Source organism: Brevundimonas sp. Soil_N_31 (assembly GCF_057655995.1).
Map to the genome: position 1 here is coordinate 38,578 of NZ_JBDGLE010000008.1, position 14,721 is coordinate 53,298.

Genomic DNA, 14,721 nt, shown 5'->3' on the forward strand with positions numbered 1-14,721 from the left:
GCGAAGGCCATCAGCGCCCGGCCAGGACGCGCATCATGTCCAGGCGGATCAGGCGGGCCAGGTCGGCGGCGGCCCGGTCCTCGCCGTCCTGTTGTGCGGCGATGGCGGCGTAGGGCTGATCCGCGGCGGCGTAGGTGACAGTCGTGGTCTGCACGCCCTTTATCGCATCTCCGCCGGCGGCGGGGGTCAGGGCCCAGGCGGCCTTGACCGTCAGCTCATAGCGGCTGGCCGTATCGTCGATACGACGGCCCAAGGGGCGACGGCTCTGCTCGACCTCGGTCGTCAGGCGATAGAGGGGCGAAAGACCGCCTCCATCGCGACCGAAGGCGTCTTCCAGATGTTCGCGCAGCCGATACCCCAGGCGGTCGTCCGGCGTGGTCACGGCGATGCGCGACAGGCCGCCGCTGACGCCGGTCTCGCCGTACATGGGCGTGAAGCCGCAGGCGGACAGCAGGCTTGCGCCCGCCAGGACGCCGAGCAAAGCCAGGCGGCGCATCAGTCGGCCACCAGATTGACGATACGGTCGGGCACCACGATCACCTTGCGGACGCTGAGGTTGTTGGCGGCAAGGTAGGCCTGAACCGTCGGATTGGCGAGAGCGGCGGCTTCGACCGTCGCATTGTCCGAACCGCGCGGCAGGACGACCTCGCCGCGCCGTTTGCCGCCGATCTGGACGGGCAGGGTGACCTGGTCGTCGGCGGCCAGGGCCGGGTCATAGACGGGCCAGGGCGCGTCCAGCACCATTCCGGCCTCGCCCAGCTGGGTCCAGGCTTCCTCGGCCAGGTGGGGGGTGAAGGGCGCCATCAGCCGCGCCAGGGTGGACAGGGCGGTCTTCTTCGCCTCGGCGCCGGCCTTGTCGTGTTGACGGATGGTCGCCAGGAAGGCGTAGAGCTTGGCCACGGCCGAGTTGAAACGGAAATGCTCGACGCCTTCGCTGACGGCCTTGATGGCCTTGTGCGTCTCGCGGATCAGGGCGGCGTCGACATCGGCGTTTGCGGGCGCGGCGGCGTCGAAGGCGGCGTATTCGCCCCAGACGCGCTGGACGAAGCGGGCGGCGCCTTCGACGCCGCCGGTCGACCATTGGATGTCGCGTTCAGGCGGGCTGTCGGACAGGATGAACAGGCGTCCGGCGTCCACGCCATAGGCGGTGATGATGTCCTGGGGCGCGACCACGTTCTTCTTGGACTTGGACATCTTTTCGATGTCGCCGATCGTCACCGGGGCGCCGGTGGACAGGCGGGTGGCGACGCGCTGGCCGTCCACGGTCTCGATGCGGATGTCCGACGGTTCGATCCAGCGCGGTTTGCCGCTGTCCTCATGACCGTCGAAATAGGTCTCGTGGATCACCATGCCCTGGGTGAACAGGCCGGCGAACGGCTCCTTCACGTCCATCAGACCGGCGTCCGACAGGGCGCGGGTGATGAAGCGGGCGTAGAGCAGGTGCAGGACCGCGTGCTCGACGCCGCCGATGTACTGGTCGACCGGCAGCCATTTGGCGGCGGCGGCCTTGTTGATCGGCTCGGCCGCCTTGGGATCGGCGAAGCGGGCGAAATACCAGCTGGAATCGACGAAGGTGTCGAGCGTGTCCGTCTCGCGCCGGGCGGCGGCGCCGCACGACGGACAGTTGACGTGTTTCCACGTCGGATGGCGGTCCAGCGGGTTGCCCGGTACGTCGAAGGTGACGTCCTTGGGCAGTTCGACCGGCAACTGGTCGGCCGGAACCGGCACGACGCCGCAGGCCTCGCAGTGAATGACCGGGATGGGGCAGCCCCAGTAGCGCTGACGGCTGACGCCCCAGTCGCGCAGGCGATAGATGGTCGCGCCTTCGCCCGTTCCGGCGGCCTCGATGCGGCGGATGGCTTCGGCCTTGGCGGCCTCGATGTCCAGACCGTTCAGGAAGTCGGAATGGAAGATGGAGCCGGGGCCGGTATAGGCCTCGTCCGCCACGGCGAAGTCGTCGCCCGCGCCCTCGGGGCGGACGACCGGGATCACCGGCAGGTCGTATTTGCGGGCGAAGTCCAGGTCGCGCTGGTCATGCGCCGGGCAGGCGAAGATGGCCCCGGTGCCGTAGTCGGACAGGATGAAGTTGGCGATCCAGACCGAAACCTCGGCCCCGGTGAAGGGGTGGACGACCTTCAGCCCCGTGTCCCAGCCGATCTTCTCGGCCTGTTCGATGTCGGCCTGGCTGGCGCCGCCCTTGCGGCATTCGGCGACGAAGGCGGCGACCTTGGGGTCGGCCTCGGCCAGTTGCTTCGAGATCGGATGATCGGGGGCCAGACCCATGAAGCTGGCGCCGAACAGGGTGTCCGGGCGGGTGGTGTAGATCTCCAGTCCGTCATTGAAACCAGCCGGGGCGGCGCCCGCCCAGGCCCATTTCATCTGCAGACCCTTGGACCGGCCGATCCAGTTTTCCTGCATCAGGCGGACCTTTTCAGGCCAGCGGCCTTCCAGCTCGGCCAAGCCGTCGATCAGATCGTCCGCATACTGAGTGATGCGCAGGAACCACTGGTTCAGCTTGCGCTTCTCGACCACGGCGCCCGAGCGCCAGCCGCGCCCGTCGATGACCTGCTCATTGGCCAGGACGGTGTTGTCGACCGGATCCCAGTTGACCACGCCGTCCTTGCGATAGACCAGGCCGCGCTTGAACAGCTCCAGGAACCAGGCCTGCTGCTTGCCATAGTATTCAGGATCGCAGGTGGCGAATTCGCGGCTCCAATCCAGCGACAGCCCCAGCAGTTTCAGCTGGTCGCGCATCGTCGCGATGTTGGACCAGGTCCAGTCGCCGGGGTGGACGCCGCGCTCCATGGCCGCGTTCTCGGCCGGCATGCCGAAGGCGTCCCAGCCCATCGGATGCAGAACGTCGAAGCCCTGCGCCCGCTTGTGACGCGCCACCACGTCGCCCATCACATAGTTGCGGGCGTGGCCCATGTGAATGTTGCCCGACGGATAGGGGAACATCTCCAGGACGTAGTATTTCGGACGGCCGGTGTCGGCGTTGGACACCGAGAAGGCGTCGGCCGCAGCCCATCGGGCCTGCTGGCGGGGTTCGGCGGTCTTAGGCTCGTAACGGGCCACGGCGTATCCTGAGGCGGCGCCTCAGGCGCGAAGCTTGGGGCGGGCCTGAGGACGCGTTGAAGACGAAAGGTGAGGGGCGGCCGAACTTTAGCGACGGGCCGCGTTGGCGAGGTTGAGCTGGCGCGCCTTGGTCAGGATGGCGTTTTCCAGATCGGTTTCGGTCTGGGCCGCGACCGGGGCGGAGACCCAGGCGCCGGCCGCGTCCTTGACTTCCTTGGTCACGGCGACGTTCAGGGCGTCGGCGCGCAGGCGGCGATCCAGGATGAAGACGGTCGCCTTGAAGCGCTCGTTCGGCGCCTGCGGATTGACGTACCAGTCATAATTGACGACGCCGCCCCACGGATCGGCGTTGGCCAGCGGCATGAAGGACAGGGTGTCCAGGGTGGCGCGCCACAGATAGGCGTTGACGCCGATACCCAGCTGAGCTTCGGCCGAAGGCGCCTTGGCCTTGGACTCGCCGCCGACGAAGGGCAGGCTGGAGCAGCCGCCGAGCAGCAGTCCCGAAGCGATCAGGGCGACCGCAGCGCCGCGAACAAGAGCCATTCCGTGTCTCCGCAAAAGGGTTGGACGCCATGACGCCGGGCGGCGTCGGATCGTCGTCCGACGTCGCCGCGAACGCACGCGCCGCAGCGACGCTCTATAACACGGCGAAAAGGGGCGATGACAAGGCGAACCCGCGTTCTGAGCCTCCAATATCGATCAGGGAATGCCGTGACGGCGTGACGCAGGCGCCACAGCCGCCGCCGGACTCGTCGAGAACCTGCGCCTTGGACGTCTGACGCGTTGACCCCGGCGCATCAGTCCATATCTTATCCCCAGGCCGGATGGTTCCGGTTCGTCAACGATGGATCGACGACTCAAGTCGGTCTTCTGGGTGGGTGGAATGCGTTTCGTCGCCGTCATCGCTGGATGCGTGGGCGCCCTGGCTCTGGCCGGGATGACGAACGACGCCTCGGCTCAGACGCGTGGCCGTGCGCCCGCCGTCAGCCTGGCGGACATCGCCGCTCAATCCTCGGCCACGCCAGCGTCTCCAGCGCAGCGGCGCGGCCTGCGTTGGAACGAGAACGGCCGCTGGGGCCTGAACTTCAACCTGAACCAGCCCGTCGGCCGCGAAGCCGACTGGGGCGACGTCGAGGCCGGGGCCTATTACCGCCTCAGCCCGCGCCTGCGCGTCGGCGCCGCCGCCAACCTGGCATCGCCGGAAGTCGATCCGGCCCGTGCGCCTGAAAGCGCCGCCGATCGCCGCGCCGCCCCGCGCGTGCGCCTCGAGACCATCTTCAAGTTCTGATCCTAGCGCCTCTCTCAGCGAGAGGTGAACGCCGCCTGGATCGCCTCTACGCCCGCCAGACCGCACGCGCCTGATTCGCTGAGGGCTTCGGCGTTGCGCGCCGTGATGCCGCCCAGGGCGTAGGCCGGGCAGGAGGCCAGGGCCGCCAGGTCGGAGAAGGCTTTCACCCCTAATGCGGGCTTGGCCGCCGAGGCGCCGCCGGCCGGGAAGACGGGCGACAGCACCAGGGCGTGCAGGTCGCGCGCGCCGCGCACCGTCGCTTCGGAATGCGCCGCGCCGGTCAGCAGCCAGTCCGGCCGCCGTCCCGACAGGGCGTAGGCCGAGGACAGGGCGCGTTCGGGCAGATGCACGCCGTCGGCCTCCACCCGCTCGGCCAGGACGGCGTCCAGTCCGACCAGCAGCAGTCCGCCCGCCGCCCGGGTCGCCTCGCGCAGACGAAGCCCGGTTTCGACGGCGTCGGCGGCGCCGAAGGCGCGGTACACGACGCCCGCGCCCGCAGGCAGGCGCGCCGCCGTCTCCCACGGCCGGGGCGTGCGCTCGGGGTCGGTGAAGAACAGCAGGGGCGGCAGGGGGCGCGGGCTGACAGGCGCCGCCGTGAGGGGTACAGACTGCGACAGGGCCTGGGCCGTCGCCCACAGGGTGCGCGCGTCCTCGGCCATGAGTTCGGACAGGGTCATGACCGCCACTACGCCCGCTTTCGCCGTTTCGTCCATCGCCGACCGCTTCGCCGAGGTGCGCCGCCGCATCCATGACGCGGCCCTGGCGGCGGGCCGCGACCCCGCTTCGCTGGTGCTGACGGCGGTGTCCAAGACGCAGGGCGACGCCGCCCTCGACGCCGCCCTGGCGACCGGCCAGCGGGTCTTCGGCGAGAACCGGGTGCAGGAGGCCAAGGCCCACTGGGGCGAGCGTCGCGCCGACCTGCCGGATCTCGAGCTGCGTCTGATCGGCCCCCTGCAGACCAATAAGGCGCAAGATGCGGTCGAACTGTTCGACGTCATCGAGACTTTGGATCGCGAACGCCTCGCCGACGCCCTGGCCGCCGCCGCGCGTAAGACGGGTCGTCGTCCCCGCGTCCTGGTTCAGGTCAATACGGGCGCTGAGCCGCAGAAGGCGGGCGTCCTGCCGGACGACGCCGACGCCCTGATCGCCGCCGCGCGCGACGTTCATGGCCTGACGGTCGAGGGGCTGATGTGCATTCCCCCGGCCGATGAAGACCCCGCGCCGCACTTCGCCCTGCTGGCCGCGATCGCTGCGCGCAACGGCCTCTCGGTCCTGTCGATGGGCATGAGCGGCGACTATCTGACGGCGATCGAGGCGGGCGCGACCCATGTTCGGGTGGGTTCGGCCCTGTTCGGGGAACGAAATATGGTCCCTGTGGCCTCTTAGGACGCAATATCGCGTTTGGCGCCCTTGGCGTCGGGCCCAAGCCTCGCCATTCTAAAGAGACCATGCGCACGCCCAAGACCATTCTGATCATCGATGACGACAACGACCTGCGCGAGGCTTTGGCCGAGCAGTTGGCGCTTCACGAGGAATTCCGCCCGGCCCAGGCCGCGACGGCGACGGACGGCGTGCGCCAGGCCAAGGAGGCGCGGGCCGATCTGATCCTGCTCGACGTCGACCTGCCCGACCTGGACGGGCGCGAGGCCTGTCGCCTGATCCGCAAGGCGGGCGTCTCCACTCCGGTCATCATGCTGACGGCGCAGTCGTCGGATTCGGACGCGATCCTCGGCCTCGATTCCGGCGCCAACGACTATGTCACCAAGCCCTTCCGCTTTGCGGTGCTTCTGGCGCGTATCCGCGCCCACCTGCGCAGCCACGAACAGTCCGAGGACGCCGTCTTCCAGGTCGGCCCCTATGAGTTCCGTCCGGCCTCCAAGCTGATGGTCGACGACAAGGGCAAGAAGGTCCGGCTGACGGAGAAGGAAACCAACATCCTCAAGTACCTCTATCGCGCCGGGGCCAAGCCGGTGTCGCGCGAAGAGTTGCTGACCGAGGTCTGGGGCTACAACGCCGGGGTCACCACCCACACCCTGGAAACGCACATCTATCGCCTGCGTCAGAAGATCGAGGTCGAGCCGGGCCAGGCCCGTCTGCTGCTGACCGACGCCGGCGGCTACCGCCTCCAGCCCTGACATCCAGATGAGCGAGCGTCGCCCGACCCCGCCGCTGGTGGCGCTTCGGGCGTTCGACGCAGCCGCCCGCCTCGGCAGTTTCCGCGAGGCGGCCGAGGAGCTGGGCGTCACCCCCGGCGCCGTCAGCCGCCATGTGAAGGCGCTGGAGATGCGGCTGGGCCTGCGCCTGTTCGATCGCTTCAACCGTTCGGTGCGCCTGACCGCCGACGGCAAGCGCCTGGCTCAAGGCGTGGCCGACGCCTTCGAGCGGCTGGAAAGCGCGCTGGAGGCCGTGCGGCCGGGTCGTTCGCGCCAGCTGCGCATCACCGCCCTGCCGTCGCTGGCCAGCAAATGGCTGTCGCCGCGCCTGCATCGGTTCAGCGAGGAAAACCCGGATCTCGATCTGATCGTCTTCGCCGAGGACCGCATCGCCGACCTGTCGAACGGCGAGGCCGACGTGGCCCTGCGCTATGGCCAGGGCCCCTACCCGGGCCAGGTGGCGCGGCGGCTGGTCAATGAGAGGCTGATCCCGGTCTGCGCCCCGTCCTTCGCCGCCGCGCGGCGGTTGAATCAGCCGTCCGACCTGCTGGACGTGGTGCTGATCCACGAGACCTGGCACGACATGCCCTACGCCGACCGCATGGGCTGGAAGGCCTGGTTCGAGAGCGCTGGGGTTGATGACCCGCGCGTGAACCATCTGCGCGGCCCGCACTTTAGTCACAGCCATCTGGCGCTGGAGGCGGCTCTGTCGGGACGCGGCGTGGCGCTGACCTCGGCGCCTCTGGCGGCGGACGACCTGCGCGAGGGGCGGCTGATCCAGCCGGTCGATCACGCCCTGACTAACGACCTGGCCTATTGGGCGGTGGTCCTGCCCGAACGAGCGGACGAACCCAAGCTGCGGCGCTTCCTCAACTGGATCGTGGCCGAATCGCGGCTGGATGAAGACGCGGATACGGTTCGGGTGACTTGAGGTCACTTGAGGCGGCCTAACCGTGGTTTGTTCCCGGCGGCCGCGCTTCCTATCTTGAGACCGTTCGGAACTCCCCCGCCGAAAGGAACCAAGTCATGAAACTCGTGCATCCCCGCGCTTCGAGCTTCTCGTTCGAAGGCATCGTCGTCTTCACCGGCAGCGTCACCCTGATCCTTCTGGGCGTGCTGGCCGGCGCCAAGCTGCTGGGCGCAGCCTGAGCTTAAATCAACGCGGGCGCCATTCGCTGAGAAGGGCGCCCGTGGCCCCATCTTCGAAGGCCAGCCGGTCCAGCCGCAGCGCGGCGACGCAGACCGGACGGCTTTCGGCGTCCTTCTGGACGCAGTGGACGGCCTTGCCGTCCGCGAAGGCGGTCAGCCGCCCTTCCAGCCGCAGCGCATAGCCGCCCGGCGCCGGCGTCGGCGCGACGCCCTTCTCTCCCCGAATGACATGGACATAGGCCTGGCCCTGACGACGGCCCAGGCGCGAGCCGCCCGTCTCGAACACGGCGGCCAGCCCGGCTGTGCGTTCGGGCTGGACGATTGGCGGCGCCGTGACGTCGTCAACGGTCTTGGCCTCAGCCGTCTTGCCCTCGGCGGGCGTCTTGATCGCCGTTTGAGCCGGCGAAGGCGCGAGATCCGGGGCGGGAGCGGCCAGAGCCGCTGACGCCGGACAGGCGTCCAGACCGCTCCATGGCCGGGCGATCCAGAAACCTTCGACCGCCTCCCACTTGTCGACCGCCCCTTCGCGGGTCGCGGGAACCAGGGCCGACGCGCCCAGGTCTTCCGGCGTGACCGTCAGGGTCAGGCTTCCGTCCGCATTGCGAACGAGGCGAGGCAGGCCGCCGACCTCGCTGACGACGGCCGCCTCGCCGCCGCAACCGAAGGGCAGGCGCACTGACACCGTTCGGCCGGTCAGGGCCGCGTCGCGGGTCTGGCCGTCGGCCAGGGCGGTTCCGGCCTCGGTCAGGGCGGCCAGCAGGGCGGCGCGGTTCAGCGTGGAGTCCAGCACGACCGTCGGCGGCGGGGCCGGCTCCGCAGGCGCGGCCGGTTCCGGCGGACGTTGACACCAGGTCAGAAGCGGCAGGGCCGCCGCCAGGGCGAGCGGCGCGGCGAGACGGGTCGTTGTGATCGACATGGAACCAGCCTAACACGGGAAACGCTGATTGACGCCCCGACCCGTGATCGTGGTCGCGGCTGGGCTGAAAGAGGGGGTCTTGCGCGGGTGACGCTGGACCAGATTATCGCGCTTATCGTTCTGATCGCCGTGGTCGGGGTGATGATCCACGGGCGGATGCGTTCGGACGTGGTGGCGCTCAGCGGCGCGGCGGCCTTGCTGCTGTTCGGCGTGGTGCGCCCGGTCGAGGTGCAGAGCGCCTTCGCCAGCCCGGCGGTCATCGCCCTGGCCGGCCTGTTCGTCATCGCCTACGCCATCGAGCTGTCCGGCCTGCTGGGGTTGATGATCCGCAAGGCGACGTCCTTGTGTCGGCGTTTCGGCGCGACGGGCATCTGGGTGGTGATCGGCCTGTGCGGCTCGGTCGGCGGCTTTCTGAACAATACGCCGGTGGTGGTGCTGGCCGCGCCGGTCGTGCGCGACATGGCCAAGTCGCTGAAGCTGTCGCCCAAGCGGTTCCTGATGCCGCTCAGCCATGTGACGGTGCTGGGCGGGCTGCTGACCCTGATCGGCACCTCGACCAATCTGCTGGTCAACGACATGGCGCGCAACGCCGGTCAGCCGGTGTTTAGCCTGTTCGAGATCACGCCCGTGGGCCTGGTCATCGCCCTGGTCGGCGGGTTGTGGCTCTATTTCTTCGGCGCGCGTCAGCTGGGCCGTACGGCGACCGCCGAAGAAGAGGCCGAGGCCGAACGCGAGCGACAGGAGGCCGAGGCTCGCGCCTTGGCGGACGCCCGAACCCGGACGAAGTCGCCGCGCCTGGGCCGCTGGCGTCTGCCTTTCGCCCTGCCCAGCCTCATGCATCTGGGCGAAAGCCGAAGCCAGCGCGACGGCACCGGCGACGCCCATCTGGGCGACGTCGACCTCTACGCCTCGGCTGACCGGCCCTTGCAGTGGAAGCGGGCGCTGATCGCCCTGGCGGTCTTCGTGATGGTGGTGGCGGCGGCGGGGCTGGGGATCGCGCCGATCGCGGCGGCGGCCTTCGCCGGGGCGGTGGCTCTGATCCTGCTGGGCGTGCTGACGCCGGAAGAGGCCTATTCGGGCCTGAAGCCGGACATCCTGCTGCTGATCGCCGGCATGGTGGTGGTCGGCACGGCGATCGAGGTGACGGGGCTGGCGGCGCAGGGGGCGGGCCTGCTGATCGAGGTGATCCGCCCGTTCGGGCCGCTGGGCGCCTTGATCGTGCTCTACGGCGTGACCCTGTTCGCGACCGAGCTTCTGTCCAACGCCACGGTGGCGGTGCTGGTGACGCCGATCGCCGTCGCCCTGGCCGAGAGCCTGGGGGTCGATCCGCGCCCCTTCCTGGTGGCGGTGATGATGGCCGCCTCGGCCGCCTTCGCCACGCCCTTCGGCTATCAGACCAACGTCCTCGTCTATCAGATGGGCGGCTACAGCTACATGGACTTCGTCCGGGTCGGCACGCCGCTGAACCTGATCACCTGGGCGGCGGCCATGGTCGCCATCCCGATCTTCTTCCCCTTCTGAGGCGGCCTCAGACGTCCAGGTCCATCACGACCGGGGCGTGGTCGCTGGGCCGTTCCCATTCGCGCACTGTGTCCAGAATGCGGGCGCTGCCCTTGACCACGGCGGGCGTCAGCCCGGGCGAGGTCCACAGATGGTCGAGGCGCAGCCCCCGGTTCGACTTGCGGAAATCCTTGGCGCGATAGCTCCACCAGCTGGCCAGCTTGACCGGGTCGGGGATCTGGTCGCGCACCACATCGGCGAACCCGCCCGCGTCCTGAAGCCGATAGAGCGCCTCGACCTCGCCGGGGGTGTGGCTGACGACCTTGGACATGAAGCGGTGGTTCCAGACGTCGTTCTCGCCCGGCGCGATGTTGAAGTCGCCGGCCAGGACGAGAGGGCGCTGGCGGTCGCGGGTCTTCATCTCGGCGGTCAGCCGCGCATAGAAGTCCATCTTGTGATCGAACTTGGGATTCAGTTCGCGGTCCGGCAGGTCGCCGCCCGCCGGTATGTAGAAGTTCTGCACCTCGACGCCCTCGACCACGGCCGAAACGCAGCGGGCGTGGCCTTCGCGGCAGACATCCAGCTTGGGGCTGTCGACGATGGGCAGGCGGCTGGCGATGGCCACCCCGTGCCAGCCCTTCTGGCCGCCGATCCGCAGGTAGGGCAGGCCCATGTCGATGAAGGCCTGACGCGGAAACTGGTCCTCGGTGCATTTGATCTCTTGCAGGCACAGGACGTCCGGGGCGTTCTCGGCGACGAAACGGGCGACCTGATCAATGCGCAGGCGGACCGAGTTGATGTTCCAGGTGACGATGCGAAGGCTCATGCCAGCGGGCTTAGCAGCTTGGCGGGGCGGGGTCTAAGGCGGTTGTCGCGCGCATTAAAAAAGCGCCCGGAGCGACGTCCGGGCGCATGAAGTTCGTCTCTCTCGCCGCCAGGCGGGGATGAATCCGTGGCGGGCGGGACGGCCGCCGCCGTCCTGTGCCCAAAGTGTCACGCCCGGCGAAAAAGGTCAAACTGTCACAAATTCGCCCTGCTTCTTTTTCTGGGCGGCGGATCAGTTGCGGCGATTGCGACGCGTCGGGTCGCGCAGCTGGAACAGGCTGGCGGCCAGGCCCGGCGCCGGTTGCAGCGTGGTCAGCTGGACCCGCGTGCGCGAGCCTTGCGCGTCGGTGATGGTCCATTCCTGCAGGCGCACGGGCGAGCCGGCGAAGGCCAGGATGACCGAGCCTTCGTTGGGGCGGCGAGCATCGCGGGCGGTGATGGCGAAGGCGCCGGAGTCCATGCGCGTGATCCGATCGATCTTCACGCCCTGATCCAGCCGGACCTCGCGCGCCAGGAAGGTGGACAGCGGGGTCTGGCCCAGCGGCGCCTGGCGGAAGACGTTCAGGCGCGGATCCCAGCGGCTGACGTTGTTGCCGTCGGCGACGACCAGCAGGCCCGCAGGCTCGGTGTACTCGAACCGCATCTTGCCGGGGCGTTGCAGATAATAGCGGCCGGTGCGACGCTGATTGTTCGGCCCGGTCTCGACGAACGTCCCCTGGGCCGTGGTCATGGCGGTCAGATAGGTCTGGGCCTGGCGCAGCACGGCCTGATCGTCGGCCGACAGCCCGGCCTGCGCCAGGACGGCGGCGGGGGCGGTGGCGAGCGCGACCAGGGCGGCGGAGCCGAGGCCGAAGGCGCGGCGGGAAATGCTCATGTCTTTTCTTCTCCCGTTCTGAACGGTTTTCGACCCGATGAGGGTGACGACTTCATCCGGCAGGCTGATGACGCCAGCCTGACCATATTCCGGCGCTCCGATGAAGCGGTGTTCATTTCTCCTCCCCATTTTATGGGGAGGTGGATCGGCGGCATCGCCGCCGAGACGGAGGGGCTGCTTGGTTCTGCTGACATTAGTCTTTTGCAGGCAAGGTTGTTCCCATTTCTCTCGGCGTAAACCCCTCCACCGCTACGCGGTCCCCCTCCCCACAAAGTGGGGAGGAAAGAGGCGCTGAAGCAGCGAGCCGCCGCGCGGCGAGCGATAGCGCCCGGCGGCAAAGCCGCAGCCTCGGCGCAGCCGATCACACCATAGGCGGTGGACCGGCCAACACCTCGCGTTTGCCCGCATGGTTTGCCGGGCTGACGACGCCTTCCTGCTCCATGCGTTCGATCAGGGTGGCGGCGCGGTTGTAGCCGATCTGCAGACGGCGCTGGACGTAGGAGGTCGAGGCCTTGCGGTCGCGCGTGACCACGGCCACGGCGCGGTCATACAGGTCGTCGCCGGTGCCGCCGCCGTCTTCGCCCATGGCGCCGTCGCCGTCGCCGTCCGGCTCGTCGGTGATCAGGTCGAGGTATTCCGGCTCGGCCTGGGCGCGCAGATGCTTGCAGACCTCCTCGACCTCCTGATCGCCGACGAAGGGGCCGTGCAGGCGGGTGATGCGTCCGCCGCCCGCCATGTAGAGCATGTCGCCCTGACCCAACAGCTGTTCGCCGCCCTGTTCGCCCAGGATGGTGCGGCTGTCGATCTTCGACGTGACCTGGAAGCTGATCCGGGTCGGGAAGTTAGCCTTGATGGTGCCGGTGATGACGTCCACCGACGGGCGCTGCGTCGCCATGATCAGGTGGATGCCTGCCGCGCGCGCCATCTGGGCCAGACGCTGGACGGCGCCTTCCACATCCTTGCCCGCGACCAGCATCAGGTCGGCCATCTCGTCCATGACCACGACCAGATAGGGCATGGGCTCAGGGCGGATCTTCTCGGACTCATAGACCGGGCGCCCCTGTTCGTCGAAGCCGGTCTGGACGGTGCGTTCGAAATGCTCGCCCTTTTCCTGCGCCTCGCGGGCGCGCTCGTTGTAGCTGGCGACGTTGCGGACGCCGAGCTTGGACATCCGGCGATAGCGGTCCTCCATCTCGCGCACGGTCCACTTCAGGGCCACGACCGCCTTCTTGGGATCGGTCACGACCGGCGCCAGCAGATGCGGAATGCCGTCATAGACCGACAGCTCCAGCATCTTGGGGTCGATCATGATGAAGCGGCACTCGGCGGGGGAGTGACGATACAGGATCGACAGGATCATGGCGTTGACCCCGACCGACTTGCCCGAGCCGGTGGTGCCCGCGATCAGCAGGTGGGGCATCCGCGCCAGGTCGGCGACGTAAGGCTCGCCGCCGATGGTCTCGCCCAGCGCCAGCGGCAGCAGATGGCTTTTCTTGTCGTATTCGCCGGACGCCAGCAGGTCGCGCAGGAAGACCGTCTCGCGCTTGGCGTTGGGCAGTTCGATGCCGATGGCGTTGCGCCCCTGAACCACGCTGATGCGGCAGGCGCGGGCGGACATGGAGCGGGCGATGTCGTCGGCCAGGGCCACAACGCGGCCGTGCTTCACGCCGGGCGCGGGCACCAGTTCATACAGGGTGACGACGGGGCCGGGGCGGATCTGGTCGATCTGGCCGCGCACGCCAAACTCCTGAAGCACGCCCTCCAGCATCTTGGCGTTGGCCTTCAGCGATTCCTCGTCGACGGCGCCGCCGCGCTGGCCGGGTTTGGCCAGTATGCCGAGCGGCGGCAGTTCGAAGCCGCCCTCATTGGCGAAGTCGAAGGCCTGCTGGTCCGTGTCGCTGCGGACGGGCTTGGGCGCCTTGACCGCCGCCACCTTGGGCTCGGCCGGGCGGTTCGGCCGGGCCGAGGGCGGAGCGATGGGGGCGGGCGCCGCGTCCTCCCACGGCGGGGTGTAGGCGTCGGCCTCGTCGGCATAGGCGTCTGCGTCATCATGGGCCTCAGACGGAGGCGCGAAGGCGGACTGCGCGGGCGTTGGGACGGGCGCGGCGAGGGGATCGTCGGCCTCTATCTTGTCGGCCTCGGGCAGGCGATGGCGCGGCTTGCGGGCCGGGACGGCGGCCTCGGCGACGGCGCGCGGAGCTTTGCCCGGTTTGGCGGTCTTGGCCGGTCGGGCGGCGCGGGCCTCGGCGCCCTTCTGGGCGGCCCAGCCTGCGGTGTCGGTGAAGTCGCGCAGGCGCAGGCCCACGGTGTAGGCCAGGCTCCACAACGCCAGCGCCAGGAACAGCAGACCTAGAATGATGCGCGCGCCTGGCACCTTCAACGCGCCCAGGCCATTGGCGGCCAGGCCGGTGACGGCGTCCCCCCACAGCCCGCCCATGCCCGCTGCCAGCGGCCATTTGGCGGGCGCCGCCGGGGCCGACAGGGCCGCCGACAGCAGCAGCACGCCCGCGATGGCGCAGAAGATCTTGAACGGCGTCGGCTGCAGCCGGTGCTGCAGGGCGTCGCCGATCGCCACCGCCAGCCCGAAGGCGATCACCAGCAGGACCGCGGGCCAGGCCGCCAGCCCCAGCGACTGCATGATCAGGTCGGCGAAGGTCGCGCCCGCCCCGCCCAGCCAGTTGGTCGGCGCCTGCGCCGATGCGGCGTTCCAGCTGGGATCGGCCGGGTTCCACGAGATCAGGGCCACCAGCAGAAGGGCGGCCAGCATGGCCTGCAGCACGCCCCTGAACCGCACGGCGAAGGGCGCCGCCCAGACGATGCGGGCGGTGCTCCAGACGCGATGGCCGAGCGCGAGGGCGGCGGACATGAAGGCGGACCTCTGAAAACGGGACTCTGGCCCTTAGTGCCTCGCATAAGGTTAAAGCGGCATTTACCAGCCCGG

14 protein-coding genes are annotated in these 14,721 nt (G+C 69.0%); 6 read left to right on the top strand and 8 right to left on the bottom strand.

What is annotated here, in order from left to right; genetic code table 11:
• Positions 1–10: 10 nt before the first annotated feature.
• The 3 genes from lptE to AC3A3G_RS13405 all read right to left on the bottom strand — a co-directional run bounded on the left by lptE (position 11) and on the right by AC3A3G_RS13405 (position 3,618).
• The gene (lptE, locus tag AC3A3G_RS13395; RefSeq protein WP_487488408.1) at positions 11–496 is read right to left on the bottom strand and encodes an LPS assembly lipoprotein LptE; all 486 of its coding nucleotides are present in this window, start codon (positions 494–496) and stop codon (positions 11–13) included.
• Positions 496–3,075 (bottom strand): leucine--tRNA ligase, encoded by a 2,580-nt coding sequence (gene leuS, locus AC3A3G_RS13400; RefSeq protein WP_487488409.1) that lies wholly within the window; start codon positions 3,073–3,075, stop codon positions 496–498. Before leuS ends, lptE begins: the two co-directional genes overlap by 1 nt.
• Before the next feature lie 87 nt (positions 3,076–3,162).
• Positions 3,163–3,618: a DUF3576 domain-containing protein gene (locus tag AC3A3G_RS13405; protein ID WP_125900777.1), complete on the bottom strand. Its 456-nt coding sequence runs from the start codon at positions 3,616–3,618 to the stop codon at positions 3,163–3,165.
• A 340-nt stretch (positions 3,619–3,958) separates the two neighbouring features.
• Here AC3A3G_RS13405 and AC3A3G_RS13410 point away from each other — a divergent pair, with 340 nt between their 5' ends.
• The gene (locus AC3A3G_RS13410) at positions 3,959–4,363 is read left to right on the top strand and encodes an NtrZ family periplasmic regulatory protein (protein ID WP_289647872.1); all 405 of its coding nucleotides are present in this window, start codon (positions 3,959–3,961) and stop codon (positions 4,361–4,363) included.
• Positions 4,364–4,377: 14 nt separating this feature from the next.
• Here AC3A3G_RS13410 and AC3A3G_RS13415 read toward each other — a convergent pair whose 3' ends face one another.
• Entirely contained in the window at positions 4,378–5,040 is a 663-nt protein-coding gene (locus AC3A3G_RS13415; RefSeq protein WP_487488410.1) for a thiamine phosphate synthase, read from the bottom strand.
• On the opposite strand from AC3A3G_RS13415, the gene AC3A3G_RS13420 reads away from it, so the two are divergent.
• From AC3A3G_RS13420 to AC3A3G_RS13435, 4 genes are all read left to right on the top strand, one after another.
• Positions 5,039–5,749, top strand: a complete 711-nt coding sequence (locus AC3A3G_RS13420) for a YggS family pyridoxal phosphate-dependent enzyme (RefSeq protein ID WP_487488411.1) — start codon at positions 5,039–5,041, stop codon at positions 5,747–5,749. The genes AC3A3G_RS13415 and AC3A3G_RS13420 overlap by 2 nt on opposite strands.
• Positions 5,750–5,811: 62 nt before the next feature.
• The gene (locus AC3A3G_RS13425) at positions 5,812–6,498 is read left to right on the top strand and encodes a response regulator transcription factor (RefSeq protein ID WP_487488412.1); all 687 of its coding nucleotides are present in this window, start codon (positions 5,812–5,814) and stop codon (positions 6,496–6,498) included.
• A gap of 7 nt (positions 6,499–6,505) precedes the next feature.
• Positions 6,506–7,447 (top strand): transcriptional regulator GcvA, encoded by a 942-nt coding sequence (gene gcvA / locus AC3A3G_RS13430; protein ID WP_487488413.1) that lies wholly within the window; start codon positions 6,506–6,508, stop codon positions 7,445–7,447.
• 95 nt (positions 7,448–7,542) lie between these two features.
• Positions 7,543–7,665, top strand: a complete 123-nt coding sequence (locus AC3A3G_RS13435; protein ID WP_256375772.1) for a hypothetical protein — start codon at positions 7,543–7,545, stop codon at positions 7,663–7,665.
• A 7-nt stretch (positions 7,666–7,672) separates the two neighbouring features.
• Here the strand turns inward: AC3A3G_RS13435 and AC3A3G_RS13440 are convergent, their stop codons facing one another.
• Positions 7,673–8,581, bottom strand: coding sequence for a hypothetical protein (locus AC3A3G_RS13440; protein WP_487488414.1), 909 nt, complete (start codon positions 8,579–8,581; stop codon positions 7,673–7,675).
• Positions 8,582–8,668: 87 nt separating this feature from the next.
• Between AC3A3G_RS13440 and AC3A3G_RS13445 the strand changes: the two genes are divergently transcribed.
• A complete protein-coding gene (locus tag AC3A3G_RS13445; protein ID WP_200167243.1) occupies positions 8,669–10,102 on the top strand; it encodes an SLC13 family permease in 1,434 nt (477 codons plus the stop codon).
• A 7-nt stretch (positions 10,103–10,109) separates the two neighbouring features.
• On the opposite strand, the gene xth is transcribed toward AC3A3G_RS13445, so the two are convergent.
• The 3 genes from xth to AC3A3G_RS13460 form a co-directional block, all read right to left on the bottom strand.
• Positions 10,110–10,907, bottom strand: a complete 798-nt coding sequence (gene xth, locus AC3A3G_RS13450; RefSeq protein ID WP_487488415.1) for an exodeoxyribonuclease III — start codon at positions 10,905–10,907, stop codon at positions 10,110–10,112.
• A 231-nt stretch (positions 10,908–11,138) separates the two neighbouring features.
• On the bottom strand, positions 11,139–11,780 hold the full coding sequence (locus tag AC3A3G_RS13455; RefSeq protein ID WP_487488416.1) for a LolA family protein: 642 nt from the start codon (positions 11,778–11,780) through the stop codon (positions 11,139–11,141).
• Positions 11,781–12,141: 361 nt separating this feature from the next.
• Complete coding sequence (locus tag AC3A3G_RS13460) at positions 12,142–14,646, bottom strand: FtsK/SpoIIIE family DNA translocase (RefSeq protein ID WP_487488417.1); 2,505 nt, start codon at positions 14,644–14,646, stop codon at positions 12,142–12,144.
• Positions 14,647–14,721 lie beyond the last annotated feature (75 nt).